18 protein-coding genes are annotated in these 25462 nt (G+C 64.9%); 7 read left to right on the forward strand and 11 right to left on the reverse strand.

Annotated elements, in window-relative coordinates; all coding sequences use genetic code 11:
* Window positions 1–80: 80 nt before the first annotated feature.
* The 3 genes from NZU74_01600 to NZU74_01610 all read left to right on the forward strand — a co-directional run bounded on the left by NZU74_01600 (window position 81) and on the right by NZU74_01610 (window position 3597).
* A complete protein-coding gene (locus tag NZU74_01600; protein ID MCS6880004.1) occupies window positions 81–839 on the forward strand; it encodes a class I SAM-dependent methyltransferase in 759 nt (252 codons plus the stop codon).
* 425 nt (window positions 840–1264) lie between these two features.
* Entirely contained in the window at window positions 1265–2617 is a 1353-nt protein-coding gene (locus NZU74_01605; protein MCS6880005.1) for a hypothetical protein, read from the forward strand.
* Between the two features lie 341 nt (window positions 2618–2958).
* On the forward strand, window positions 2959–3597 hold the full coding sequence (locus NZU74_01610; protein MCS6880006.1) for a carboxypeptidase-like regulatory domain-containing protein: 639 nt from the start codon (window positions 2959–2961) through the stop codon (window positions 3595–3597).
* Window positions 3598–3703: 106 nt separating this feature from the next.
* Here NZU74_01610 and NZU74_01615 read toward each other — a convergent pair whose 3' ends face one another.
* From NZU74_01615 to NZU74_01625, 3 genes are read right to left on the reverse strand one after another with little or no spacing between them, the layout of a single operon-like run.
* On the reverse strand, window positions 3704–4315 hold the full coding sequence (locus NZU74_01615) for a class I SAM-dependent methyltransferase (GenBank protein MCS6880007.1): 612 nt from the start codon (window positions 4313–4315) through the stop codon (window positions 3704–3706).
* Entirely contained in the window at window positions 4312–6252 is a 1941-nt protein-coding gene (locus NZU74_01620; GenBank protein ID MCS6880008.1) for a hypothetical protein, read from the reverse strand. Before NZU74_01620 ends, NZU74_01615 begins: the two co-directional genes overlap by 4 nt.
* 12 nt (window positions 6253–6264) lie before the next feature.
* Window positions 6265–6759, reverse strand: coding sequence for a dual specificity protein phosphatase family protein (locus tag NZU74_01625; GenBank protein ID MCS6880009.1), 495 nt, complete (start codon window positions 6757–6759; stop codon window positions 6265–6267).
* Between the two features lie 462 nt (window positions 6760–7221).
* On the opposite strand from NZU74_01625, the gene NZU74_01630 reads away from it, so the two are divergent.
* On the forward strand, window positions 7222–8106 hold the full coding sequence (locus NZU74_01630) for a GNAT family N-acetyltransferase (protein MCS6880010.1): 885 nt from the start codon (window positions 7222–7224) through the stop codon (window positions 8104–8106).
* A 227-nt stretch (window positions 8107–8333) separates the two neighbouring features.
* Window positions 8334–8879 (forward strand): SH3 domain-containing protein, encoded by a 546-nt coding sequence (locus NZU74_01635; protein ID MCS6880011.1) that lies wholly within the window; start codon window positions 8334–8336, stop codon window positions 8877–8879.
* Window positions 8880–8995: 116 nt separating this feature from the next.
* On the opposite strand, the gene NZU74_01640 is transcribed toward NZU74_01635, so the two are convergent.
* Window positions 8996–10129: a glycosyltransferase family 4 protein gene (locus NZU74_01640; GenBank protein ID MCS6880012.1), complete on the reverse strand. Its 1134-nt coding sequence runs from the start codon at window positions 10127–10129 to the stop codon at window positions 8996–8998.
* Window positions 10130–10325: 196 nt separating this feature from the next.
* On the opposite strand from NZU74_01640, the gene phoU reads away from it, so the two are divergent.
* Window positions 10326–11000, forward strand: coding sequence for a phosphate signaling complex protein PhoU (gene phoU, locus NZU74_01645; GenBank protein ID MCS6880013.1), 675 nt, complete (start codon window positions 10326–10328; stop codon window positions 10998–11000).
* 152 nt (window positions 11001–11152) lie between these two features.
* Here phoU and NZU74_01650 read toward each other — a convergent pair whose 3' ends face one another.
* The 3 genes from NZU74_01650 to NZU74_01660 all read right to left on the reverse strand — a co-directional run bounded on the left by NZU74_01650 (window position 11153) and on the right by NZU74_01660 (window position 15143).
* On the reverse strand, window positions 11153–12007 hold the full coding sequence (locus NZU74_01650; protein MCS6880014.1) for a sugar nucleotide-binding protein: 855 nt from the start codon (window positions 12005–12007) through the stop codon (window positions 11153–11155).
* Window positions 12008–12223: 216 nt separating this feature from the next.
* Window positions 12224–13369 carry a glutamate 5-kinase gene (gene proB / locus NZU74_01655; protein ID MCS6880015.1) on the reverse strand — a complete coding sequence of 382 codons (1146 nt, stop codon included), beginning with the start codon at window positions 13367–13369 and terminating at the stop codon, window positions 12224–12226.
* Window positions 13362–15143, reverse strand: coding sequence for an aldehyde:ferredoxin oxidoreductase (locus tag NZU74_01660; protein ID MCS6880016.1), 1782 nt, complete (start codon window positions 15141–15143; stop codon window positions 13362–13364). Before NZU74_01660 ends, proB begins: the two co-directional genes overlap by 8 nt.
* 253 nt (window positions 15144–15396) lie before the next feature.
* Between NZU74_01660 and NZU74_01665 the strand changes: the two genes are divergently transcribed.
* Complete coding sequence (locus tag NZU74_01665) at window positions 15397–16869, forward strand: cyclic nucleotide-binding domain-containing protein (protein MCS6880017.1); 1473 nt, start codon at window positions 15397–15399, stop codon at window positions 16867–16869.
* A gap of 186 nt (window positions 16870–17055) precedes the next feature.
* Here NZU74_01665 and NZU74_01670 read toward each other — a convergent pair whose 3' ends face one another.
* The 4 genes from NZU74_01670 to NZU74_01685 all read right to left on the reverse strand — a co-directional run bounded on the left by NZU74_01670 (window position 17056) and on the right by NZU74_01685 (window position 25441).
* Window positions 17056–19482: a DUF3536 domain-containing protein gene (locus NZU74_01670; GenBank protein ID MCS6880018.1), complete on the reverse strand. Its 2427-nt coding sequence runs from the start codon at window positions 19480–19482 to the stop codon at window positions 17056–17058.
* Window positions 19483–19620: 138 nt separating this feature from the next.
* Window positions 19621–21705, reverse strand: a complete 2085-nt coding sequence (gene glgB / locus NZU74_01675; protein ID MCS6880019.1) for a 1,4-alpha-glucan branching protein GlgB — start codon at window positions 21703–21705, stop codon at window positions 19621–19623.
* Between the two features lie 41 nt (window positions 21706–21746).
* Window positions 21747–23390: a putative maltokinase gene (locus tag NZU74_01680; GenBank protein MCS6880020.1), complete on the reverse strand. Its 1644-nt coding sequence runs from the start codon at window positions 23388–23390 to the stop codon at window positions 21747–21749.
* Window positions 23390–25441, reverse strand: a complete 2052-nt coding sequence (locus tag NZU74_01685) for a DUF3416 domain-containing protein (protein ID MCS6880021.1) — start codon at window positions 25439–25441, stop codon at window positions 23390–23392. The genes NZU74_01680 and NZU74_01685 overlap by 1 nt, the downstream gene beginning before the upstream one ends.
* Between the last annotated feature and the right edge of the window lie 21 nt (window positions 25442–25462).

The raw sequence follows: 25462 nt of genomic DNA on the forward strand, positions 1-25462 counted from the left end.
GGAGAATGTAAACAAGGATTGGCGGGGAAAGGTCAGGCCATCTCATTTTTTCCTGTTCTGCCAGATCTGAAAGACCATCTATGCCCTGGTACCCGATTGAGATCCGCCATGCTCCGACCGAGCAGGCTGAACAGCAGGCCTATGATCGCCTCTACCGCGAGCGCGGGCTGCACCAGCGCGACTCGCTCTACCTGTGGTTCCTCGACCAGGTGCGCCGCTTCGCGCCGCCGCCGGCCAGCCTGCTCGACGTTTCGTGCGGCGAGGGCGATTTTCTACGCTTCGCGCGCCGGGCGGGGTACCGCGTCACCGGCTTCGATTTTTCGCTCGCCGCCCTGCGGCGCCTCGACCGGCGGGGCGGCGCGAGCATCCCCGTGGTTCTTGCCAATGCCCAGGTTCTGCCATTCGCCAGGGCCAGTTTCGATGTGATCACCAACATCGGGAGCCTGGAGCATTATTTCGACCCCGGCCAGGCCATCGCCGAGATGGCGCGGGTGCTGCGACCGGAGGGCGCGGCCATTATCCTGGTACCGAACGCCTACGGCATCTTCGGCAACGTCTTCCATGTGCTCCGCCACGGGGAGGTCTTCGACGACGGGCAACCCCTGCAACGCTACGCCACCCGGCGTTCCTGGGAGCGCCTGCTGGCCGCGCACGGGCTGCTGGCCCGCCGGGTGCTGGCGCTGGAGCGCCCTTTTCCCCGGACGGCGCGCGATCTCTGGTGGATGGCGCAGCGCCCGCACACCTTCGTGCGCGCAGTGCTGGGCGGCCTGGTGCCGGCTAACCTGGGTGACCAGCTGGTCTTTGTGTGCACCGCGACCAACCTGGACCTCAACCCGTGAGGTCCAGGGCTGACGCCCTGCGAAACGCCGGGCATGCGCGCCATCTTCGGGGAGAAGCCATATAACTCCAAAATCCGAAATCCGCAATCCAAGTATTACTAGTCTGTAAACACAGTCTTTCGTTCCATCCCCACCCCCTCCCCAACCCTCCCCCGCTGGGGGAGGGCGCCTGCCTCCTCCCCCCAAGGGGGGGAGGTTGGGAGGGGGGCGGAAAGGCCAGAACCTTACTTTACAGACTAATTAATCCCAGGACCAGAGTACTACTACTTCTGGATTATTCGTCCCCGAAGCCCAGGAGTAGGCCCGAAAATACTCGCAAAGCGGTATGCGCTTGCTCCGTACGGGGTATGGACTGTGGCCCGCCAGCTAGCTAGGATGGGGCTAATCAGGGCAGTCGCACGTCATCCAAAAAGGAAAGGAACGCTATGTTTCGCAAGTTCATCGCCCTCCCGCTAGTCTGCGCGCTCCTCTTCGCGTTCGGTCTGGCGCTGATGCCGGCGCAGCGGGTCGCCGCCCAGCAGGGCATCACGTGGACGACTGGCTTCCGTGTGCAGAACCTGGGCACCGCCACCGCGAATGTGAATGTGCAACTCTACAACCCTGACGGCAGCACCGCCGGGACTATCAACGACACTATTAATGCCAGCGACGGCAAGACCTACTTCCCTGTGCCGAACGTGCCCGCCGGCTTCCAGGGATCGGCGGTGATCAGCGCCGACCAGCAGATCGCGGCCATCCTCAACATCAGCGGCAACAACTTCGCCTACAATGAGTCGGCCCTGGGCATCTCGCAGCCCTCGAACACTGTGCGCCTGCCGCTGATCATGCGCAACAACGCCGGCTTCAACACCTGGTTCGCCGTGCAGAACGCCGGCACCGCTCCGGCAAGTGTCACGGTGCAGTTCACAGCCAACCCCAACGCGGGCAACAACTTCACCACCCCTGCCCAGACCATCGCCCCTGGCGCGTCGGCTATCTTCGACCAGTCCACCCAGAGCCAGCTTGGCAACCTGTTCGTGGGTTCGGCGATCGTTACCGGCAACCAGCCGCTGGCCGTGGTTGTCAATCAGACCGGCACGGGCAACTTGCGCCAGTTGCTGGCCTACAGCGGTTTCGCCAGCGGCTCGAGCAACGTGATCCTGCCCCTCGTCCAGCAGGCGAACGCTGGCTTCAACACCGGCATCTCGGTGCAAAACTCGGGCACCACGCCCGCGAGCGTGACCGTCACCTACGGTCCCAACCTGGTGCCGGGCGGGTCGCCGCTGGCGAACGATACGGTCACTCTCGATCCGGGTCGCAGCACGGTCTTCCTCAAGAGCGGCGCTGCGCGCTACGTGGGTTCAGCCACGGTGACGACCGGCGCCGGCCAGGAAGTGGTGGTCGTGGTCAACCAGTTCTCGAGCCGCTCGGGCACGGCCTACGAGGGCATTAACAACGCCTCGGCCACCGATAAGGTCAGCCTCCCGCTGCTGATGTCTCGCAATGGCGGTTTTGACACCGGTGTGCAGTGCCGCCACCTCGGCAGCGGAAATGTTACCATCACCCTCACCTACACGCCGAATACGGTGCCGGGCAGCACCTTCAACCCGCCCCCGGCCTCGCAGAGCGTTCCCGCTGGCACGCCCTTCAACGTGCAGCAGGGTCTGTTCCCCGAGCGCTACGTGGGCAGCGGCATCGTGACCACCAACCCCCCCACGCCGGTGGTGTGCATTGTCAACCAGCTCAACAACGCCGCGCCCGATGATCGCTTCCTGACCTACAACGGCGTTAACTACTAAAGCGCGCAAGCCCTCTGAGGGCTGCGCCCGCCCATCTTGCAGGTGGAGGGGTGTGGGGAAAATAAGGTAGTTTTCCCACCCCCCTGCTTAATGAGAGGGGCTGGGAGGCCTGCATCCTCCCAGCCCCTCTTTGCATCTCCACTGCCGGGTGGCGAAGCGGGGGGCGTAGCGGTAAGATGTTAAGATAAGAAGCGGAGGAACGTTTTCTTCCTTCGCAGCACCCTCGCCGCACATCGTTTATGCATGCGTTCCAGCGACAGAGGGGTTATCGAAACGTTGCCTCCTCCGAACGAAAGGTCGCATGGCGAAACCAGGTCTTGCGTAGTTAGCAGGTTATATCCATGAAACGTTACTGGTTATTGAGCGCGCTGCTGGCGCTGCTGGCGGCGCTGGCGGGATGTGGCGCGCCCGCGGCCCCGCAGCCCACCCCTTCGGCGCCGGGCGCCACAGCCATTCCCACGGCAGGTGCTTCTCCGTCCGGGGCGGAAACCGCCGCTCCGGCTGGAACAACCGGCGCCCAGGAAGCCTATCCAGGCCCGCAAACCGAGTACAACCCCTATCCCGGACCGGCGGCAAGCCCGGCGCCGACGACCGCCTCCGCCCCGGCCCCGCCCACCCCGGCGCCGATCCCGACCCCATCGGGTAGCACGGGCGTGGTGCACGGCAAGTTGTACAACATTCAGACGGACGAACCTCTGACCGAGGGCGTGCTCATCTATCTCTCACCGGTGCAGAAGACCGACAATCCCGACATGAGCGCGGTGGCCCTCGATCCCCTGCGCGATCGCAGCACCGTGCCCGATGCCGAAGGCGGCTTCTTCTTCGCCGATGTGCCGCCTGGCCGCTACGGCATCGTAGTGCAGGCGCCCACCAGCCAGTACCTGACCAGGTTCGGAAATAATCTCGATAAGGACGTGGTCATCACGGTGGAGGCCGGGCAAACGGTGAATGTGGAGAAGATCGTATCGGGGTATCCCTAGAGCGCTGTCCGGAATGGTTGATCCGCTGAGGACACTGAGCACTGAGGACACTGATCGTTGCGGATCAACCGTTTCACGCAACGCTACGGACCGCGGTGTGGCTGGATCAAACCGGACGGGTGGCCGTCGCCCACATGTTCAGCCCCAGCTCGAAGTAACCGAAGCGGATCATAGCCCGGGGAAAGCCCGCGCGCCCGAAGTACCATCCCAGAATTGGCAGCGTGTAGGCGTAGGCGTGTTCCTCGATCTCCTCGCGGCTCACCAGGTTGACCCGGGCCATCGCCCGCAGCAGACCGTCGGACCAGGCCGCCGGCGTGGTGATGATCAGCGTTCCGCCGGGGGCCAGCACGCGGTAGACTTCGCTTAACAGGCTCTCGAGCTTTTCGGGATCGAGATGCTCAACCACGGCAAGCATGGTTACAATGCTAAAAAAGCGATCTGGAAACGGCAACCTTGTATCCTCGTTAAGGTCGCTATTGTGCCAATGAATATCGCCAGTAATATCTCCATTGGGTTTAACTCTGTCTAAGGCAAATTTTTCACGAAAGAAGGTATGTGAGAGAAAATAAGGAAACGAGCCGCAGCCGATATCGAGGATGCGCCCGTCACGCAGGCATGGCGGGATCAACTGGTTGGCTTTGCGGGCGCGCAGCCGGGCGAGCAATGGCTCCAGGAGGCCACCGCCACGGGTTGGCCGGACCTTCCTCGATACGTTCATAAGCCGCGGTGATCCTTTCCTGCTGGTTGGAGCGCAAAGATCCACACCTGATCCTCGTGATACACCAGGCGAAATGCAGCATTGCCCAGCAACGCCTCGGGCGCGATGATCTGCTCGCCTCCGCCATAGCCTACCGTGCCGCCGCGCTGGCCCAGGTACACGTGGGTCACTCCGCGCTCACGCAACCGGGCAATTGTCCGTGGATGGGTAATGCCCAGATCATGAACGGCGGCGTAAAGCTCGTTGATCCACATACGATAGTCGGGACGGGGACCGTGTTCGGCGATGTAGAGGATCGGCGGCAGGGTCGTCTCGCGCCGGGCCAGCAGCGGAAGCCACCATCCGCCGTCGGAACCGACCACCACTTCGGGATTGGGAAAGAAGCCGTTCACGAGAAAGCGCGCCTCGGCGGGGGTTGAGCGGCGAATCCACTCAAAGGCCCGCAGGTCCGCCGGTTCAACCATCGCAGTCGTGGTCAGGTCGAGCTGCTGGAGACGCTGCGCGCCTCCCCACCAGGCCAATCCGGCAACGCCCAGGGTAAGCGCCGCCAGAAGACCGGGGCGGCTGATACGGCCCGGCAACCCTCCCGCCAGCGCCCCGAGGATCAGGCCGGCGGGAATATAGGCGGCAATCAGCCAGGTGAAGTTGGTCAGCGTTCCGGCGCCGGGCAGGCCGAACACGTGGGGATTGACGAGCAGGAGCGCCAGCAACCACCACAGGGCGACCGCCAGCACCGCGCGGTTGCGCCGCCACACCGCCCACAGCAGCGCTACGGGCAGGGCATACCACACCGGCGCGGGCAGGAAGAACAGCGGCCCGCCCATTACGTTCAGCGAGTCGGCCCCCGGCGCGGCGACGTCACGGGTGGCCGAAGCGGCCACAATCGAACCGAGTACGACCGGAAGTTGTCCGCCGAGGACCCGCAGCAGCCACGGCGCTGCCAGGCCGCCGCTCAGCAGGGCCAGCAGGCCGAGGCGCAACGCCCACTCGCGCCAGGAACCCCAGCCGCACACGACCATAACGGCAGGGAAGAAACACAGAGCGAAAATCGCGATCCGGTAATGCGTGAGGACCAGGCCGGCAAAGGTGATTGACGCAATGAGCAACAGGCGCCATTCGCGTCGCGGCGCTTCCAGCAAGCGCCATGCCAGATACACCGCCACCGGCAGCATCACCTGACCGGCAAGCTGGGTGTAGCGTCCCCAATGGACGTACAGCATTGGCATCGGCGCGAGCAGCCCGGCCAGCAGCAGCGCGGCAATGCCGGCCCAGCGGCTCCGCCCCAGCCGCAGGGCCAGGGGGTAGATGGCCAGCACGGCGGCGATATTGGCAATTTGTCCGATGATCACAACCGCCCGCGGGGTTGCGATGCCGGTCATCCAGACGATCGCCGCCGCGTGGGCGTGGAAGCCGAAATGATAGGTGAATGTCTGAAGGGCGGCGTAAGGTTCCCAGGAACGAAACAGACCCTGGTGATCCACGATTAACTGGGCGATCATGGCGTGGTGCACGGAGTCGCCCCACAGCGGCACTTCCAACCCGCGAACCGCCAGGCAGCGCACGCCGACAATACCGCCCGTGACTATCAACAACGCCGTTCCGGGCCAGAAGGCGCCTCCGGGCTCGCGGGCGCGCCAGTTGGGGAGTGGCGCTACGGGACGCCGGTAGCTCCACAGGAGGAGGGGCAGGGCCAGCAGTGGCAGCGCCCATCCCAGGGCTGGCCCCACTTGCAGACCCAGGAGGTGCAGCGCCAGAATTACGCAGGGGTAGAGCGCCATCCCGACACCCAGACCAAGGATCAGTTGCTCGGTGAGGGTAAGCCACGCCGCGCCCCTCCAGCGCCGGAGCAGCGCCCACCCTGGCAAGACAAACAGGAGCGTAGTGGCGGCCAGGGCCAGCAACCACTCGCGGGTCTCTGTGATGGTGTCAGGAGACATGGTCATTCCGGATCAACGCCCGATTATACCACTATGGCGCAGGATGGCTTCCAGTTCACGCAGGCGCTTGATCTGGGAGCGGTTAAGGTCAATGATCGGACGAGCGGCGCGGATGCGGGCGAGGGCGATCCGGTGATCCAGATGCTGGCGGTACATCAGGTAGGCCGCGGCCATGAGCGGGGCGCGCCCTACTCCGGCGTGACAGTGGACCAGGACGGTCAACCCGGCCTCGTGGGCGGCGCTGATGAAGGCGATGCCATCGGCGAGTTGCTCAATAGTAGGCGGGGTGAAATCGCGCACTGCCAGTCGCAGGAGGCGCTCGGGCGCGCCCCCGGCGAAGCGATCCTCGCGTTCAGCCTGCAAACTTAGCACCGCCCGCACCCCCAGGGCGCGCAACTGCGGCCACTGGTCAGGGCGAAACTGGCCGCCTACCAGAAGGTTCGGTTCAACGACCGAGGCGTTAAGTCCAAAAAAGCGTCGCCACTGGGTGGAGAAGTAAACGTCCATGAGCGGGTCCTGATTAGTCTGTAAACAAAGTTTTTCGCTCAACTCTCACCCCTTCCCCGACCCTTCTCAGGTGTAGGGTTTTTCAAGCGAGAAGGGGTTTTCGGCATACCAATGCGCTTACGATCCTCAACTCCCTGCCCCTCTCTCCCGCTCGCGGGAGAGGGGAGTCGGGCGTCCCGATGCCTTAGATGGCGAATGCGACGCGAGGATGCGCTGGAAAACCCTACATCTGAGAACTCCCCAACCCTCCTCCGCCGGGGGAAGGCAGCCGGCGCCTCATCCCAACAGGGGGAGGCTGGAAGGGTAGGGGCGGACATGCCAGGAAACTCGCTTTACAGACTACTGATGTTCAGTTATAGCGCAACCCTCCGGTTATAGCCGCCGGTCTTCCGCGCGAAGCCCCGCAGTAGTGTACAATGAGAACGCCGTGGCCGAGACAGGTTCGCACATCCGGCTGACCGTATGTGGCTCTTTCGCAAAAGTTTCGACATCAGCCGCGCCAGGCCGCGCAATGTCACGCGGAACGATGTCCATGCGGTTTCGCGCCTGCTCCGTGACGGGAGTCGCCGGTTCAGTCTTTTGAGCGGCAACGATCTGGAGATCCTGCTTGCCGAGGGGCTGGGGGTCGCGCTCGAAGCCGCGGGCGAATTGCGCGCAGTGGCGCTGATCAGCAGATCAGGCGAGGAGACGTGCTGGTTGCGGGCGGTGGCCTTTGCCGAAGGGGCGGAGGGCAGCGCCGGGATCAGCGCCCTTATCAGCGCCCTGCATACCAGCTTGAAGGCGGCGGGAGTGCGGCGCGTGTATTTCGGCGGCGACGGCAACATCGAGTTCTGGCTCATACCTACCCTGCGCGCCATGGGCTATCAGCATGATACCGACGTCCTGGTGTACGAAAAGCAGCGCCTCACCATTCCCAGCGCCGGCAACCCCGCCGTTCGCATTCGGCCCGCCACACGGGAGGACCTGCCGACCATTCTGCACCTGGATCAGGTGTGCTTTGAACCGCAATGGACCAAGGATGCCACCGTGCTCAGCCCGGCGGTTGAGGAGGGGCCGTACTTCGTGGTCGCCGAACTCGACGGGAAGGTGGTAGGCTATGCCTATGCCACAGCCCATTTTGGAGGGCGGCTGATGCACCTGGTGCGGATCGCGGTTACGCCGGAGCATCGCCGCCAGCGGATCGGGGTCAGCCTTCTGGCCGACCTGATCACCTACGCACGCGAGCGCGGCGCCTCCGCGGTCACGCTCAACACGCAGGCGTACAACCAGAGCGCGCAGCGTCTCTATCGCTGGTTCGGCTTTGCGCCAACTGGCGAACAGCATCCAATCCTGCGCTGCGATTTGTGACACGGTGACACGGTGACACAGTGGCCGTTTGGAGCGCGTTGGGCGCCCTGACAAGGCTTGAGGGTGCGGAAACCGGGTTTCCCTATACCCCTGCCAGAGGGACGGTTGTATGCGCTATAAGAAATGCAAGCGCCTCCCTGTGCCCGCCATCGCCGGTGTTCACCCTGACGCCATACACGGCAATCGAACATCCAAAATCCACAATCGAAAATGGACAAAGGTGCCACGTGCCTCCACGCGCTGATCCTCGAGACTGGGAACGCTATTTTGGCCCTGGCGCGCCGCGCCGGGGCGGCCCGCTCCGCGCCCTCGCCAACCTGCTGATCGCTGGCGCTGCGCTCGCGCTCCTGGTTGGAGGCGGGTTTTTTGCTGTGCGCTTCGGCCTGGAACGCGCGCGCGTCAGCGCCAGGGCCACGGCCAGCGCCATTGAAACCAGCAACGCCGCCGTGCTTGCCACCCGCACCGCCCGCGCCCTCGCCACGGCCCGCGCCTCCCCTGTCTCCGGCACGCCGGCGCCGGCCATTCTGGGCCGCGGTACGGTGCTGGCTGGCGGCAATCTGCGCAGCGAGCCGCGCATCGCTCCGGAGACGGTTATCGGCCAGATCTGCCCTGGCGACGAGGTAGAGTTTCTGGAACAACGCATTACTGCCAATCAGGACACCTGGTATCGCATCCGGGTCACCGCGAGCGCTGGCGTATGCACCCCGCAACGGGTCAGCGTTGGCAGCCAGGGTTGGGCCTCCGCAACTCTCCTGTCGCAACCGCTGCCGTAGCGGTGAGAAGAAGCTCTTTTATCGCCAGGCGCACCTTCGTGGATTTCTGTGGAGGTGTGGAGGTGTAGAGATGTGGAGGTGAAAGAACACCTCCACACCTCCGCACCTCCGCACCCCTACCTCAGGCTCTCATACACCCGCAGCGTTGCGAGCGCGGTGCGGCGCCAGCAGAACATGCGCGCCCGGCGCCGGCCCCGCTCGCTGAGGGTGCGGCGCAGCACAGGGTTGCTCAGCAGCCGCGTCAGTCCCTCCGCCAGTTCGTGGATGTTGAAGGGGTCCACCGTTAGCGCGGCATCGCCCACCACCTCGGGCAGGCTGGAGGCATAGGCGCAGAGCACCGGCGCGCCGCAGGCCATCGCCTCCAGCGGCGGCAAGCCGAAGCCTTCGTAGTACGAGGGAAAGGCGAAGACCGTCGCGCCGCTGTAGAGCGCCGGGAGATCGGCTTCGGCCACGTTGGGCGCGAAGCGCACCCGCGCCTCAAGCCGGTGTTCGGCCACGAAGCGGCGCGCGTCGCCGTAACGCGGATCTTCGTGACCGGCGATGACCAGTGCCACGCCCTCAGAGGCCCCTGGCGCCTCTTCGAGCACCTTGCGCCAGGCGCGCGCCAGCCGTTCGAGATTCTTGTGCGGCTTGTTGGAGCCGACATACAGGACGTAGCGTTCCGGCAGGCCGTATCGCCGGCGCACCGCCGCTACAGCCTCGGGCGCCTGGGGGTGAAAGCGCCGGCTCGCGGCCAGGGGCGTCACCGCGATGCGTTCCGGCGGCAGACGGTAGACGTGGGCGATGTCAGCACGGGCGCTCTGGGAGATGGTGATGAGGCCAGTTGCAGTGCGGACCGCGAGAGCCATGCTCACGCGATAGAACAGCCGTCCGCGTCGCGAGAGGGTGCGCGGGAAATGCCAGCCAATCAGATCGTAGATCGTCACCACCGAGGGGCACGGCAATCCCAGGTAGGGTTTGATGTAGTAGGGGGAGTGCCACACATCCAGGCGCAACCGGCGCGCCAGGGCGGGCAGAACCAGGTGCTGCGCCGCCGAAAACGGGCCGACGCGGGCTTCGGCCAGTTCCACCCGTGGCAGCGCGCCCGGCGCCGCCAGGTCGTAGCGCCCCCCCTGCGCCCGCGGGTCCACGATCAGCACCAGGGTGTGGTTGTGCTCCAGCTCGGCCAGCGCCTCGGCCAGACTCAGGGTGTAGCGCCCGATGCCGGGAAAGTGGTCCGTCGTGTAACGTGCGTCAAGCCCGATGCGCATAGGTGTCGGAGGCGAGCGTTGCGGCTACGAGTGCCCCCTGATGCCGAGAATACATGCTATAGTAGTCGCAGCGGCGCCGGTTGTCCAGACCGCTGCGCCGCGCCCCGGGAGCAACAAGGGTCGTTCGATTCCCGGATGGGGCAGGGACGCGGGGGCGACCGGTTTCCCTGCGTCAGCGTAGCGGAGGGAGAAGGAGATGCCGCCACTGCGGGAACATTACCTCCACCGGCTCGCGGAACTGGAACGGGAGTGGATCGCATTGGGCAGAATGGCCGACGAGGCGATCCGCCGCGCGCTGTGGGCGCTCAAGCAGGGAGCGCTGGAAGAGGCGCGGGCGATCGTCCGTCGTGATAAGGCGATTGATGAGGCGACCGATGCCCTGGTGCAGCATGCTATTGAGATTATCGCCACCCAGGGGCCAGTGGCTGGAGATTTGCGGCTGGTGAGTTCCTTTATGCAGGGCGCCGTTGAACTCGAACGCATCGCTGATTATGCTAAAGGCATTGCCACGGTGGTGCTGCGTCTGGGTGGCCCGTCGCCCGGAGGCGTTCCTGAAGCGATTGAGCATATGGCCGCGCTTACCCGCAAGATGCTCAACGAGGCTCTCGAAGCCCTGATCGCCCGCGACCCCAGCATCAACCTGCGCCTCAAACAGGAAGATGAAGCGGTTGATGCGGCCTATGCGCAACTGTTTGACGCGCAGATCGAACGGATGGAGCGTGATCCGGCCATGGTGCGGCCCGGTACGTTCCTGCTGTGGATTGGCCACAACCTGGAACGCATCGGCGATCGCGCGACCAATATTGGCGAGTATGTCGAATATATCGTGCGCGGGGTGAAGATCGGCCGGCGCCAGACTCCTGCGGAATGACAGGAGCGGCCTCCTGGAAGAGCTGTGCTCTTCCAGGCGCGCGCCTTGTTATACCAGTCCCCGTTGAACACTGTGCATGCGCATCATTTTCGGGTCTTATTGGGATGCCGCATGCCGCAATCGAAAATCCGAAATCCACAATCCGAAATGGCTTACGTCAGGCGGCCTGTCTCACGCAACACGTCGCTGACCCCTCGCAGGCGCGTGCGTAACAGCCCCCGGGCTCGCGAACTGTCGAGGGCGCAGTTGCGTGGACGTCGCACGGGGCTATCGGCGCTCAATGCACCCTGAATGCCCGAGGGGTCCACATTCCAGGCGCGGGCGATCAGGACGCCGAAGGCGTAGCGGCTGAGGGCTTCGGCGCCGGCAATGTGGAGCGGCCCGTAGTACGGCAGGGCGCAGAGCTCCAGCAGCGCCGCCGCCAGGTCCTCCACATAGATCGGACAGCGGATCTCATCGGTGAAGAGCCGTTCCGTACTGCGCCCAGTAGCCACGTCCAGCGCGAACTGCGAGATGCGATCAATGGGTGCGAAGCCATAGATAAGCGACGTGCGCACCACGACGGCCCCCGGATGGGCCGCGGTCACCAGGGTCTCGGCCCGGGCCTTGGCCGCGCCATAGGCGCTAATGGGGGCGGGGGGGTCATCTTCGGTGTATGCGCCTTCACGTTCGCCATCGAAAATGACATCACTGGAGAGGTGGATAAGGCGAGCGCCAATGGCGGCGGCGGCCCGCGCCACGTTACCCGCGCCGGTGGTCGTCACCGGCAGGAGATCGGGGCCGCCCTGCCGGTAGGCGGTGTGGATGACCACCTCGGGCCGCAGCCGGTCAAGCAGATCCTCAACCGCCAGCGAGTCGCGCACATCGAGGGGCAGCCAGAGCGCCTCATCGGAGGGGGGCGCCTGGGTGTAGTAGCTTGCCGCCACGCGATGACCGCTGCGGCTAGCCTGGCGCACGAGGACCCGTCCGAGGTAGCCCGTGCCGCCGGTGATGAAGATGCTTGTCATAGCAATCTCGCCTGGACAGGATCTTGCTGCGCGGCCTGTTGCGCACCCATTTGGGGAGGCGCGGAGGGCGCAGGGCTGCGTGATCCGTTCGTTCCGCCCGCAGCGGCGGACACCTGCTCGTTTTGAACGGGCGCGCGCTTGCCGCGGGCGGAACAGGAGGCCACGAAGAGGCGTAGCCTCCCCGTGACCCTCCCGACCTGACTCATTCCATCCCGATCATAGCAGTATGACCATATCATCCCGGTGCACCACCTCGGGACCATAATCGTAGCCCAGGATCTCGGCAATCTGGGCCGAGTGCAGCCCCTTAATGGCGCGCACATCGGCGGCGCGGTACTGGGTCAGCCCGCGGGCAATTTCGCGGCCCTCGAGGTCGAAGATGCGGACCGTTTGCCCGCGGTCGAACTCGCCTTCCACGGTGACGATCCCCGCCGGCAAGAGGCTGCGGCCGTCGCGCACCAGAGCATTGACGGCGCCCGCGTCAACCACCAGGCGACTGAGGCGCGCCGTTTCGGCCAGGATCCAGCGGCGGCGCGCGTCGGGGTAACTGGCGCGGGCGGGGAAGCGGGTGCCGATACGCTCGCCGCTGGCCACGCGCAGGATCACGTCGGGTTCGGCGCCCGAGGCAATCACTACCGTCGCGCCAGAGCGAGTAGCAAGATCGGCAGCCTGGATCTTGGTGCGCATGCCGCCAGTTCCCCGGGCCGTGCCGGCGCCCCCGGCGGCGGCCCAGATGCGTTCGTCAATGACCGGCACTTCGGGGATCAGTTCCGCGGAAGGGTCGCTCCGCGGATCGGCGCTGTAGAGGCCGGGAATGTCGGTAAGGATCAGCAACAGGTCAGCTCCCACCAGACCGGCGACCAGGGCCGAGAGGTTATCGTTATCGCCCACCCGGATCTCGGCGGTGACCACAGCGTCATTTTCGTTGACAATCGGCACGATGCCGCGCTCGAGGCAGAGGGTGAGCGTATTGCGGGCATTCAGATAGCGCCGCCGGTCGCGCAGGTCATCGCGGGTGAGCAGGGCCTGGGCCACCTGCAGCCCGTAGATCTCGAAAAGTTGCTCGTAGAGGTGCATGAGCCGGCTCTGACCTACGGCGGCGAACACCTGCTTGAGAGGCACATTGGCCCGCGAACGCTGGTGCGGCGTGACGCCGAGGCGCTCGCGGCCCGCGGCAATCGCCCCCGACGACACTAGCAACACCTGGATGCCCCACTCGCGCAGGGTGGCCACCTGCCGCGCCAGGCCGACCATGTAGGGGCGATTGAGCCGGTCAGTGCCGGCGGTGAGCACGCTGGTGCCGAGTTTGACCACAATGCGGCGCGGCAGGGAGGTTGCGGATTGCTGCCCGGCGCTAGCCATGCCTGATCCCCAGCTCGGCCAGCCGCTCTGGCGTTGGATCGCCATCGGCGTTCCAGCCGTGGCGGCGGTAATACTCGGCCAGCAGGTCGGCAAGAGGCGGCGTCTGGCCGGCGGCAGGACCCTCGCCGAGGGGCTGCTTGCGCCAGCGGGCGGGCAGGTCGTCGCGACCGCCATTATCGGCGTAGCGCCGGGCGAAGAGCCGTTCCACAGTCACGATCCGTTCGCCCAGGCGCGTCATATCGGCGGCGGAGATGGCCGTTCCGGTTGCCGCGTTGATCATGGCCAGCAGTTCACCCGGCGAGACCTGGTAGGCCAGCAAGCCCAGGCGTCGGCAGAGACCTGCGGCATCGAGGGCGGCGGCGAAGCGCTCGTGCCAGATGAGCCGCAGGGCCTGGTTCTGGACGCTCGAAGGAGTGGGAGGGGCTTCGGGCAGCCAGGCGGGCGGATCTTCGACCAGGTCCGCATACGGCATGCTGTAGCGCGCATCGCCGCCGATAGGGGCCGTAGCCATAGCCAGGGCGAAGCCGGTGAGCGCGCGTGGATCGAGGGCCGACATGGCCAGGCCCTTGCTTTGCGGCGCGAAGGCCGCGCCGCCCCAGAACACTTCGGCAATCTCACCGACGCCAAGCGAGAGCAGGTCACGCCGTTCCTGCGGCGTGGCCAGTCGCTCCAGCGCCTCCAGCACCGCCGCCGCGTCGCCCCAGGGGAGCGCAGTGGACAGGCTCAGCCCTTCGGCCTGGCACTCCATCAGAAAGGCCACTGCGGCGCTGGTTGAGACGGGGTCAAGGCCGAGGCGCAGGCAGCGCTCCGCAATAGCCGTGAGCGCCCTGCCATCGTCAATGCCACAGCGCGCCCCGAAACCAGCGACCGTCTCCAGATCCGGCATCGGCGCGCGGCTCTCCGAGGTCTCCAGGTCAAAATAGCACGGCATCGGGCAACCGGCGCACCCCCGGCTGCGCCGCTCGCCCAGAAGTTCGGGAATGGACCACCCTGTCGCGCCATCGCGGCCATTATGGCGGCTGAGCGCGCCGAGCGTGCGCGCCCGTTCGAGCAGGTGCAGGTCACCCGACATGCGAATGCCCGCGGCGACCGAACTCCCCTCCACGCGGCGGCGGATGATCTCCAGCGCGGCGGCCAGGCGTCGCGCGTCCTGGGCGGGGAGCGGGTCGGCGCCAGGACGGACCACAATCGCCTTGAGGCGCTTGTTGGCCATGACGACGGCGGTGCCGGCCGGTTCGGCCATATAGCGCCCCTCAGCGACGATGCTACTGTAGGCCACGCCATTCTCGCCTGCCGGGCCAAGACAGAGCACGCGCACATCATTGCCAAGCGCAGCGCGCAGCGCAGCGTCGGTTGCTGCGGTGTCAAGCCCCATCAACTGCGTCGCGGGGCGCAGGCGCACGCTGGTTCCATCAATGTACAGATAGACCCACTCAGGGGCCTGCCCGCGCACCACCAGCACGTCGCAGCCGGCGCGGCGGAGAGCGGCGCCCCAGTGCCCTGCCGCCCAGCTATAGCCGATCGAGCCGGTGAGCGGCGAACGGGCGCCAACGACAAAGCCCCCGTTAGCGAAGGCGCTGAGGCCGGCCAGCGGGCCGGCAGCGAAGATCAACAGATTTTCAGGCGCCAGTGGCGGCGTATCCGGCGGAAGATGGTTCCAGAGCAGCCAGGCAATCGCGCCGCGACCTCCCATGTAGTCGCGCTCGACGGTGGCGGGAAGATGCTGGCGAGCGTGTCCACGCTCGAGATCAATCGTTAGAGTGCGCAGTGCCATGGATGGATAAATGTGGTGATGACGAAAACCTTCGCGCGACTGCGTGGCGAGACATGGCGGGGGCGCCGTAGCCGCAAGGCGGCGCCTGCCTTCCCTGTTGCGGTGAAACCATCTCTAACAGGGTTATGATCACGATGTTCCGGGCGGGTGTCACTCTCCCAGACCCCCATTTACTATTATACCAGGCAGCTCCGGCGCGTCTGCCGGGTCGTATGCTACAATAACACCGCCGATTGAACCTCTTCGAGGAGCCATGTCAGCCAGGAACGTGACACCGCGCATATCGGAACGGGTCCCGGCGCGCGTTGCGGCGCAACAGCAACGCCGCGAGGCCGCCGTCCAGTTTCTGGGGAGCCTGGATTGTCTGCGAGGCGTGCCGGTCAATGAACGCGCGCGGCTCCTCGATCTGTGCGTCTTTCGGGTCTACCCGGTGGGGGCCACTGTCCTCGGGCAGCAGAAACACAGTCTCTTTTTCTTCATGGTGCTTTCCGGCACCCTCCAGTTACGGCTGCGCGACAAAAACGGCCGCGAGGTGCTGATGGGCATCCTCGGGCGCGGCGATTGCTGCGGCGAGGGGCCGCTGTTTGGCGATTACTTCCGCCAGATGAGCGCCCTGGCCCAGAGCGACTGCCAACTGCTGCAGGCTTCGCTCAGCGAGTTGCGCGGCGCGCTGGACACCCTTCCCCGTCTGGCCGCAGCGCTGCGCCAGGTCTATCAGCGACGCCTGGTGGAATGTACGCTGGCCCGTGTGCCGCTGCTCGGCCAGTTGTCGCCAACCGAGCGTCTGGCGCTCGTCGGCTTGTTGCATCCGGCCCACTATGCCCGCGGCAGTCTGATCCTGCGCCAGGGTTCTCCCGCCGACTCGCTCTACCTGATCGAGAGCGGGCAGGTGGCGATTGAACAGGCCGGCCAGACCATCGCCACGCTGAGCGAGGGCGATTTCTTCGGCGAGATGGCGCTGCTGACCAGCCGGCCCCACCACACCGATGTGCGGGCCCTGACGCCGACGGATGTGCTGGCGCTCCCCGGCGCCGAGTTCCACCGGCTGCTCGAGCATCGTCCCGACCTCGAGGTCCAGTTGCGCGCCGAAGTCGAGCGCCGGTTGAAAAATGGCGCGCTCATGCGCAATGATAGCGCTCGCGCTCGCGAGTTGCAACTCGTGGTGACCCGGGGCCTTTTGCGCGGCTCACACCTGTTTGTGCGCACGCCCGACCTGTGCCCGCCCGGCTGCCGGCTGTGCGAAGAAGCCTGCCTGGAGCGCCATGGGCAGCAACGCCTGCACCTGAATGGCGTACCCCTTGAACGGCCCGGCAACGGCGACGCCGAGCGTCTCGATGTGCTTGACGTCTGCCGCCAGTGCAGCACCGGCCCGGAATGCGTGGAAGCCTGCCCCGAAGACGCCTTTGAACGCCTCCCTGACGGCACGCTCCTGATTAGCGATCGCTGCACCGGCTGCGGCGCGTGTATGCCGGCCTGTCCCTACGATGCCATCACCATTCGCCCCCTGCCCGGCCTGCATCCAGGCGGGGGGCCGCTCGGCGCGCGGCTGCGTCGCCTCATTGGCCTGCCTCGCCGCCACCCCCTGATCCCTCTCCACTCCGGCCATTCTGGCCAGCGCGCCGATAAGTGCGACCACTGCCACGGCTTCGCCGATCGCGCCTGCCTCAGTCGCTGCCCCACCGGGTCGCTCCGCATTGTGCCGGTGGAGGAGTTATTTACACTGTAATGAAGATTAAGAATTGCATCCGGCATAGCCCGCGAAGGCGGGCTTCGCAGCGGTAGCCCGCGGCTTCAGCCGCCGGGCTACAGGGCTGCCCGCCGGACAGGTATGGGAAACCTGATTTCCCTATACCCCGCCTGAAGGGGAACGTCTGGGAACGCTGCGCTATCCCGGATGTTCCCCGGAAACCGATTACGGCAGCCGGAAGCGGAGCCGGCGTCCCAGACCGGTGAACGCGGCGACCCATTGCCGCGCATCCTGGTAGCCCTGGGCAGCTTCACGTTGGAACTCGATGTACACGCTGCGCAGCAGCCGGTAGTACACGTTCTGCGTTTTCCAGACATCAACCTCGAAGGGCAGCGAGCGGGCCAGGGCGATGGCCTCGTCGAGTTGCTGGAGCAGTTCTATTGACTCGGGAAAGGCGTTGAACTCTTCCGTGATACGGTCAATCGTCCGGCCCAGAGTATAGGCCAGGCCAACGGTGTCGAGGGTGACTCCCGAACGCACCGCCTCGCGATGGAGGGCCTGGATGGCGTCGAGGTCAAGATGATCCGCTCCGAGCAGGCGCCGCAACTGAGTATTGATGGCGAACTCCGCTGCGATCTGAAACTCGCGAGGCACAGGCATGCCAATACTGGCAAGAAAGCGCATCAATGGCGCATGGTACTCGTAGATCTGCCGGTAGGCCGCCTCGGCCTCAGCCAGGCTGGAGGTCAGGATCTGGTTCAGGATCTTGCGCTGCTCATCGCCGAACAGCAGTTTGAGCGAATAGGCCTCCTGGGGGAAGTTGCGGTCCACCAGGCGAATGGTGCCGGGGATGTCAGCCCGCTGGAACAACTCGGTGCTTTCGCGCACCAGGGCCTGGTAGGAGGCTTCGTCCTGATACTCGCACACGCCGCCGGAGATGTTATGGTCGCCCAGATGCAGCATGCCGAAGATCAGGCGGGTCGACTCGCGGGTAATGGTCGAGGTGACGCGCATACGCCCAAGGGCCAGGCGGTTCTTGCCGGCGGGGAGCAGGTGGTAATCTTCGCGATCCACCTGGTAGGAATAGATCTGTTCCCGCTCCTCGAAGCTCTCGAAGAGCGATGACATGGCGTACAGTGCGCCAACCTTGCGCAGGTCCACCATTGCGGGACGCACGAAGCGGTCGTAGATCGCCCGCCCGTCGCCCATGGCCGGGTTGTTGCTGCGAGCGCGGGCCAGGCGCTCCAGGAACTGCTCCTCGATATCCTCGCCGAACAACTCGCGGGCCAGTTGTACCGCTCGCCCCGCGTAGCGTATCACCTGGATGGTCTCGATACCGGCCAGATCGTCAAAGAACCAGCCGCAGGAGGTGTACATGAGCAGCAGTTGTCGCTGCAACTCCATGAGCTTGAGCGCGGCGATGCACTGGCTGCTATCCAGGGGAACGCGCTCGTGGCGGGCGAGGAACCGGTTCACCGTCTCGTCGGAGCGATCGAGGATCACCTCGATGTAGTCGTTGCGCGCCTCCCACGGGTCTTTTAGCAACCGGCGGCCCTGCAACTCGAATTTCGGCGCCAGCGTGTCGCGCAGCCAGTCGAGGGCGGCACGCAGCGGTTCGCGCCAGTGCTGTCGCCAGCCGGGATTGCTGCCGGTATTGCAGCCGCAGTCGGTGCTCCAGCGCCCGACGCCGTGCACGCAACTCCAGGCGGTGCGCTCGACGATCTGCACCTCGTGCGTCGGGGGATGCTTGGCCAGATAGCTGGCGTAGTTCGTCAACTTCGCCAGGCCCCGTTCCTCGATGTACTGAAGCGCGTAGGCCAGGGCCATGTCGCCGTGACGATGGTGGTGGCCGTAGGTTTCGCCGTCGGTGGCGATGTTAGCGATCTGCGGCCAGGGACGGTACTCGTTAAAGATCCCGGCGATGCGCGCGGCGAAGGTCGCGCCGTTGATCAGCAGCCGCTCGAAGGCTACCGCCCGCGATACCGGACCATCGTAGATGAAGACCGCAATCGAGCGCTGGTTGGGCAACTGCACAAGGTAGGGCCGGGTGGGATCAATCCGCCCGCCGCGCACGTCCGTCCAGACCGTATCGCCCAGGCGGCGCATGTAGTTCACCTGATGCGGTTCAAGGATGGTAAAGCGGATGCCGTACTCGGCCATGATCTCCAGGGTCTCGAGATCCACGGCGGTTTCGGGGAGCCACATGCCTTCGGGGAGCCGTCCGAAGCGATGTTGAAAGTCACGGATACCCCAGACCACCTGGGTGATCTTGTCGCGACGGGAGGCCAGGGGCATGATAATATGGTTGTAGCACTGGGCCATGGCCGAGCCGCGCCCAAACAGGCGCGCGCTCTCCTCGTCGGCGGCGAGGATGCCCTCGTAGACTGCCGGGGCCTTCTCGGCGAGCCAGCTCAGCAAGGTGGGGCCAAAGTTGAAGCTGATCCGGCTATAGTTGTTGACTATCTTGACGATCTGACTCTGGTCATCGAGGATGCGCGAGGCGGCGTTCTGCTCGTAACATTCGGCATTGATGCGTTCGTTCCAGTCGTGGTAGGGATAAGCCGAGTCCTGCTGCTCAATCGCCTCAAGCCACGGGTTTTCGCGCGGCGGCTGGTAGAAGTGCCCGTGGATGCAGATGTAGCGCTCCGCCATACTTATTTCAGAAGGGTTGTCCCCTCCGGCTCCTCTTCGCTGAATACAGAGAACCCGACAACCCGACGCCGCGACAGGCGCGCCTGCCGGGTGGCCGGGTTGCCGGAGATGACGCTGACGGACACTCTCGAAGCGCCCTCAGCCTTCGCTCTTGAAGTACAGCGCCCCCAGCGGCGGCAGGTCGAGCACCAGGGAGTAAGGACGCCCGTGCGACATGTGCTCCTCAGCCATCACGCCGCCTGCATTGCCGATGCCGCTGCCCCAGTACTCGGTGGCGTCGCTGTTGAGAATCTCCTTCCACCACCCGCCACGGGGCACGCCGATGCGGAACTTGTAGCGGGGAACGGGAGTGCAGTTCAGCACCACCAGGATCAAATCGCCGGTAGAGCGCGCCCGGCGGAAGAACGAGTAGGTGCTGTTTTCAGCATCATTGGCGTCAATCCACTCGAAGCCTGCCGGATCGCAGTCAAGCTCGTGCAGGGCCGGCTCATTCACATACAGCCGGTTCAGATCGGCCACGAGTTTCAAGACGCCCTGGTGCGAGGGGAACATCAACAGGTGCCAGTCGAGGCTCTCGTCGTGCTTCCACTCGCGCCACTGGCCGAACTCGCCGCCCATGAAGATCAGCTTCTTGCCCGGCTGGCCGTACTGGTAGCTGTAGAGCAGGCGCAGGTTGGCGAACTTCTGCCATACATCGCCGGACATTTTATCGAGCAGCGAGCCTTTGCCGTGCACCACCTCATCGTGCGAGAGTGAGAGCACGTAGTTTTCGGTGAACATGTATAGCCCGCGGAAGGTCAACTCATTGTGGTGGTAGCGGCGGTGGATAGGGTCGCGGCGGAAGTATTTGAGCGTATCGTTCATCCAGCCCATGTCCCACTTGAAGCCGAAGCCCAGCCCGCCCACGTAGACCGGCCGCGAGACCATGGGCCAGGCCGTGCTCTCTTCGGCGAAGGTCTGAGCGGTAGGATAGTTCTTGTAGACCTCGGTGTTGAACTGGCGGAGAAACATAATTGCTTCGATGTTCTCTTTGCCGCCGTACTGGTTGGGGATCCACTCGCCGGGCCGCCGCGAGTAGTCGAGATAGAGCATACTGGCCACAGCGTCCACCCGCAGGCCATCGATATGGTACTTATCGAGCCAGAAGAGCGCCGAGCTGATCAGGAAGCTCCGCACCTCATTGCGGCCGTAGTTGAAGATGTAGCTGCCCCAGTCGGGATGGTAGCCCTTGCGCGGATCGGCGTGCTCGAAGAGGTGCGTGCCATCGAAGTAGCTCAGGGCGTAGCCATCGGTAGGGAAGTGCGAGGGCACCCAGTCGAGAATGATGCCGATGCCCTGCTGGTGCAGGTAATCCACGAAGTACTTAAAGTCCTCCGGCGTCCCATAGCGGCTGGTGGGCGCAAAGTAGCCGGTGGACTGGTAGCCCCACGAGCCATAGAACGGGTGCTCGGTGACCGGCAGCAACTCGATATGGGTGAACCCGGCGCGCTTGACGTGCTCGGCCAGACGCGGAGCGATCTCGCGGTAGGTTAAGGAACGGCCGCCCTCTTCGGGCACGCGCATCCACGAGCCGAGGTGCACCTCATAGATCGACATAGGCGCGCTGACGCCCTGGAGCTGGCCGCGGGCCTGCATCCAGGCCCCATCCCCCCACTCGTACTCCTGGTCCCAGACAATCGAGGCCGTGCGCGGCGGGACCTCGAAGAAGAAGCCGAAGGGATCAGTCTTGTCTTCGCGGTAGCCATAGTAGCGCGAGGCGATGTGGTACTTATAGTGCGCGCCTTTGCCGACGCCAGGCACGAAGGTCTCCCAGATCCCCGAATTGCCCCTACAGCGCATGGCATTCTTGCCGGCGTCCCAGCCGTTCCAGTCGCCGATGACCGCCACGTACTCGGCGTTGGGCGCCCAGACGGCGAAGTAAGTGCCCTGTTCGCCATTCAGCGTGGTAATATGCGCGCCCAGTTTCTCGTAGGCGCGGAAGTGGGTGCCTTCGCCGAAGAGGTACAGGTCGTCGTCGGTCAGGAACGGCAGCGGGTACTGCGGCGCGGGGGGAGTCACCGCCACGACGGTGTCGGTCGGGGCCTCGGCAGGAGCGGCGGCCTGCTCGGCCGCGCCGGTGGCAGCATGCTCAGCGACAGCGGCCTCTTCCGGCGCCATTTCCGCGCCATTCGTAGCGAGGGCTTTCTTCGAGCGGCTGGTTGTCCTGATGGTCTCTTCCGACATTATGGTTCCTTATCACTACAGACGCGCGTCAGCCACAATGGTCAGGCCGCGACCTGGTGCAGCACACCGCTGAGGGGGATGCTGAGCCAGGCCGGACGGTTGTTCATCTCATAGCCAATTTCATAGATCAGCTTCTCAAGCATAAAGACCTCGAGCAGCGCCTCCAGATCGGCAAGGGCGGCGGGGATAAATGGCGCTCCCGCCGCGTGGCGCAGATAGGCGCCGAGGTACGCGGCGCCTGCCCGGAAGGACCAGCAATCGGCCCAGCGGCGCATCATCGCCCGCTCTTCACTATCCGGCTGCGCGAAGAGGGTAGCATAGGCGGCGTACTGGAACGAGCGCAGCATGCCCGCGACATCGCAGAGGGGCGAGCGTTTAAGGCGGCGCTCGCTGATGGGGCGCACCGGCTCGCCTTCGAAGTCAATGATCATGAAGTCGGCGCCGGTGTAGAGCACCTGGCCCAGGTGAAAGTCGCCGTGGACGCGGGTTCGCAGCGCCGCGATGGTGGTGGCAGTGATACGCTGAAAGCGCGCCAGCAGGGCCGCTTCCAGCGCCAGGACGGCTTCGGCCTGGGCGCGCAACGCAGCGGGCAGGCGGGGGGCCACCTGACGCAAACCCGCGAAAGTCTGCGTAGTGAGGGCATGCATGCTCGCATAGAGCGCGCGCTGGTAGGAGATGGAAAACGGTTCAGGGGCAAAGGCCGGCTCCGCACCGGCGGCGAGGGCCAGATGCAGGTCGGCGGTGCGTTCACCCAGCCGCTGCGCCTGCGCCAGGTAGGGGCCGACCACCTCTTCGGCCGGTGGCGTTGGCGATTCGAGGGCGGCCGCCAGCAGAGCGGACGTCGTCAGCAGCCCTTCGGGCAGGCGCAGCTCGGCACGGGCGCGGGCCTGGTCGTAGGAGCGTCGCGCCACGGCGAGGGTGTACTCCCAGGCATCGCCTTCATTGGCGACGTAGCCCTGAACCATGCCCAGGCTCATCGGAGCCTCGTCGCCGCGCAGGTATTCGAGGGCGCCGACGGTGGGCGGCGTGTAGGGAAAAGCATATTCGGTAAGGTAGCGTCCGATTTCCAGGTCAGGGTTTATCCCCGGTTCGACCTTGCGGAAGATCTTCATAATCAGCGCGCTGCCGAAGATGAGCGAAGTATTGCTCTGCTCGGCGCTGACGACGCGCGGCGCCAGGTTCTCAAAGCGGGCCGGCGGCAGGGCGGGGCCGGGGCAACCCGCGACCTCGCCCCCGTTGATGGTGCGCAGACGCCGCCCCAATACCGCCACTTCAAGCAGGGCGCGGGCAACATCCCGATCAACCAGCAGCGGTTCAAAAATGACCCCCGGCGCCCCGTCAGCGGTGAGCGCCAGGCGAGCGATCACGGCGTGGCGCGCTTCGCCGAGCAGGCGAAGCGCCCGTTGGCCGGCAGCATAGGCCATGGACACGAGATAGGTTTCGGGAGCGCCTTCGGCGTACTGCACGGCCACCAAGACCAGATAGGCCCGATCGCCGGCATCGGGCAACAACGCAGCATCGCTGATGGTCGCCGACGTAATGGTGCGGGACTTGGCCCCGAACCAGCGCTGCGGGCGCAGAAACGCCGGCAGGGCTTGCTCGAGGGCGCCTCGGGGACCATCGGAGAAGATCGCGTCCCACGAACCCGCAGTGATGGCAAGCAGCGGCGGCCATTCAGAACGCATCACGCGAAATACTCGAACCCGGTGAGATCACGTTCGCGGCGGCGAATACGAAAGATATGCACCGGCATGACCTGCGGATTCAGTTCGACATAGTTAAAATCGCCGTGCCAGAGGTAGCGCGCGTCGCTGAGCAGATCGTGGGCCTGATAATCGCCCTCAAGGCCCCACTCGGCCGTGGGCACCTGCACGTAGCCGCTCTGGGTGTTGACGGGATCGAGATTCACCACGACGAGCACGATGTTCTGCAAGTCGGGAGTCGCTTTGCTATAGGCCAGAAGCTGCTCATTCTCGACGAAGTTGCTGTCCACGCGATGGAAGCGCAGCCACTCGTTGCGCTGCAACGCCGGATTCTCGCGGCGAATGCGGTTGAGCCGGGCGATAAAATGGCGCAGGCTATGGGGTTGATCCAGGCGCCAGAAATGGATCTCATACTTCTCAGAGTCGACATACTCCTCGCGCCCCTGCACCGGCACGTGGTACATCAACTCGTACAGGGGCCCATACATCCCCCAGCTTGCGGAGAGGGTCGCGGCCATCGCAGCGCGAGTAAGAAAGACCGAGCGGTGGCCAGGGTAAAACTGGGGGGTTAGAATATCCGGCGTATTGGGCCAGAAATTGGGGCAGAAGAACTCACGCACCTCGGTGCGGGTGAGTTCCTGCAGGTACTCGGTGATTTCCCACTTGGCGGTGCGCCAGGTGTAGTAGGTGTAGCTCTGGGTAAAGCCGAGTTTGGCCAGGTTGTACATCACCTTCGGGCGGGTAAAGGCTTCGGAGAGCAGGATCAATTCGGGATGATCGCGCTTCAACTCACCGATGCACCACTCCCAGAAGCGAAAACTCTTGGTGTGGGGATTGTCCACGCGGAACACGGTGACGCCCTGGGCGATCCAGAACTCAAAGATGCTCTTCAACTCGCGCCAGAGGGCCTGCCAGTCCTCGGTTTCAAAGTCGAAAGGGTAGATATCCTGGTACTTCTTGGGCGGGTTCTCAGCATACTGGATGGTGCCATCAGGACGCTTGCGGAACCACTGGGGATGTTCCTTCACATAGGGGTGATCGGGCGAACACTGAAAGGCGATATCAAGGGCCACTTCAATGCCATAGGCGCGCGCGGCCGCGACCAGGGCGCGAAAGTCTTCCAGCGTGCCCAGTTCAGGATGGACGCTCTTATGACCGCCCTCCTCACTGCCAATCGCCCAGGGGCTGCCGGGGTCGCCAGGCTGGGCGGTAATGCTATTGTTCTTCCCCTTGCGGAACTGCCGGCCGATGGGGTGGATCGGCGGCAGGTAGAGCACATCGAAGCCCAGTTCGGCCACGTAGGGCAGGCGAGCGATCACATCGCGGAAGGTGCCGTGGCGACCAGGTTCGGGCGAGGCCGAGCGCGGGAACAGCTCGTACCAGGCCGAGAAGCGCGCCAGTTGGCGGTTGACCTCCACCTGCAGTTCCCGTTCGTACACGCTCACGAAGCGCGGCGGCAGATGGGCGGCCATGCGTGCGGCCAGGTCGGGCATAAAGGCCGCCTCGGCGTCGCCGTGGCGCAGGGCCTGCTCATAACCGCGCAACACCGCCGCCTCGGCCTCGGGGGCGGCCTCAGCCGCCTCGCGCACCAGATCGGCCCCGATCAGTAGATCCACCTGCACATCCTGATGCGCTTCCACCCGCTTATGCAACTGGTGCTTCCAGGTGGCAAAGCGATCGATCCAGCCAATAACGGTGTAGGTGTAACGCCCCATCTCGGTAACCGTAAACTGCCCCCGCCAGCGATCGTTGACCAGGAACTGCATTGGCGCCTCGCGCCACTGCGTATCCGAAGGACCGCGGTAGCGGATCGCGCAGGCGATCACGTCGTGCCCGTCGGCGAAGGCGTCGCACTCCACCACGACTGTATCGCCAACGACCCGCTTGATCGGGTAGCGTCCACCATCAATCTCAGGCGTCACCCGCTCGATCACCACCCGGCGGCGCCCCTCGCCAACCGCCGCCAGACCGTTGAGCGCAATCTCCTCGGCTTGCTTCACCTTCGCCGTAGACTGCTTCGCCTTCGCTGGCATCACCGGCTCCCCCATGTGCGC

The organism is Chloroflexaceae bacterium (genome assembly GCA_025057155.1).
Classification (GTDB): Bacteria; Chloroflexota; Chloroflexia; order Chloroflexales; family Chloroflexaceae; genus JACAEO01.

What these genes read in the sequence shown, in the direction of transcription:
- NZU74_01600 (MCS6880004.1), top strand. Translation starts at nt 81, where the DNA reads ATGCCCTGGTACCCGATTGAGATCCGCCATGCTCCGACCGAGCAGGCT.
- NZU74_01605 (MCS6880005.1), top strand. Translation starts at nt 1,265, where the DNA reads ATGTTTCGCAAGTTCATCGCCCTCCCGCTAGTCTGCGCGCTCCTCTTC.
- NZU74_01610 (MCS6880006.1), top strand. Translation starts at nt 2,959, where the DNA reads ATGAAACGTTACTGGTTATTGAGCGCGCTGCTGGCGCTGCTGGCGGCG.
- NZU74_01615 (MCS6880007.1), bottom strand. Translation starts at nt 4,315, where the DNA reads ATGAACGTATCGAGGAAGGTCCGGCCAACCCGTGGCGGTGGCCTCCTG.
- NZU74_01620 (MCS6880008.1), bottom strand. Translation starts at nt 6,252, where the DNA reads ATGTCTCCTGACACCATCACAGAGACCCGCGAGTGGTTGCTGGCCCTG.
- NZU74_01625 (MCS6880009.1), bottom strand. Translation starts at nt 6,759, where the DNA reads ATGGACGTTTACTTCTCCACCCAGTGGCGACGCTTTTTTGGACTTAAC.
- NZU74_01630 (MCS6880010.1), top strand. Translation starts at nt 7,222, where the DNA reads ATGTGGCTCTTTCGCAAAAGTTTCGACATCAGCCGCGCCAGGCCGCGC.
- NZU74_01640 (MCS6880012.1), bottom strand. Translation starts at nt 10,129, where the DNA reads ATGCGCATCGGGCTTGACGCACGTTACACGACGGACCACTTTCCCGGC.
- phoU (MCS6880013.1), top strand. Translation starts at nt 10,326, where the DNA reads ATGCCGCCACTGCGGGAACATTACCTCCACCGGCTCGCGGAACTGGAA.
- NZU74_01650 (MCS6880014.1), bottom strand. Translation starts at nt 12,007, where the DNA reads ATGACAAGCATCTTCATCACCGGCGGCACGGGCTACCTCGGACGGGTC.
- proB (MCS6880015.1), bottom strand. Translation starts at nt 13,369, where the DNA reads ATGGCTAGCGCCGGGCAGCAATCCGCAACCTCCCTGCCGCGCCGCATT.
- NZU74_01660 (MCS6880016.1), bottom strand. Translation starts at nt 15,143, where the DNA reads ATGGCACTGCGCACTCTAACGATTGATCTCGAGCGTGGACACGCTCGC.
- NZU74_01665 (MCS6880017.1), top strand. Translation starts at nt 15,397, where the DNA reads ATGTCAGCCAGGAACGTGACACCGCGCATATCGGAACGGGTCCCGGCG.
- NZU74_01670 (MCS6880018.1), bottom strand. Translation starts at nt 19,482, where the DNA reads ATGGCGGAGCGCTACATCTGCATCCACGGGCACTTCTACCAGCCGCCG.
- glgB (MCS6880019.1), bottom strand. Translation starts at nt 21,705, where the DNA reads ATGTCGGAAGAGACCATCAGGACAACCAGCCGCTCGAAGAAAGCCCTC.
- NZU74_01680 (MCS6880020.1), bottom strand. Translation starts at nt 23,390, where the DNA reads ATGCGTTCTGAATGGCCGCCGCTGCTTGCCATCACTGCGGGTTCGTGG.
- NZU74_01685 (MCS6880021.1), bottom strand. Translation starts at nt 25,441, where the DNA reads ATGCCAGCGAAGGCGAAGCAGTCTACGGCGAAGGTGAAGCAAGCCGAG.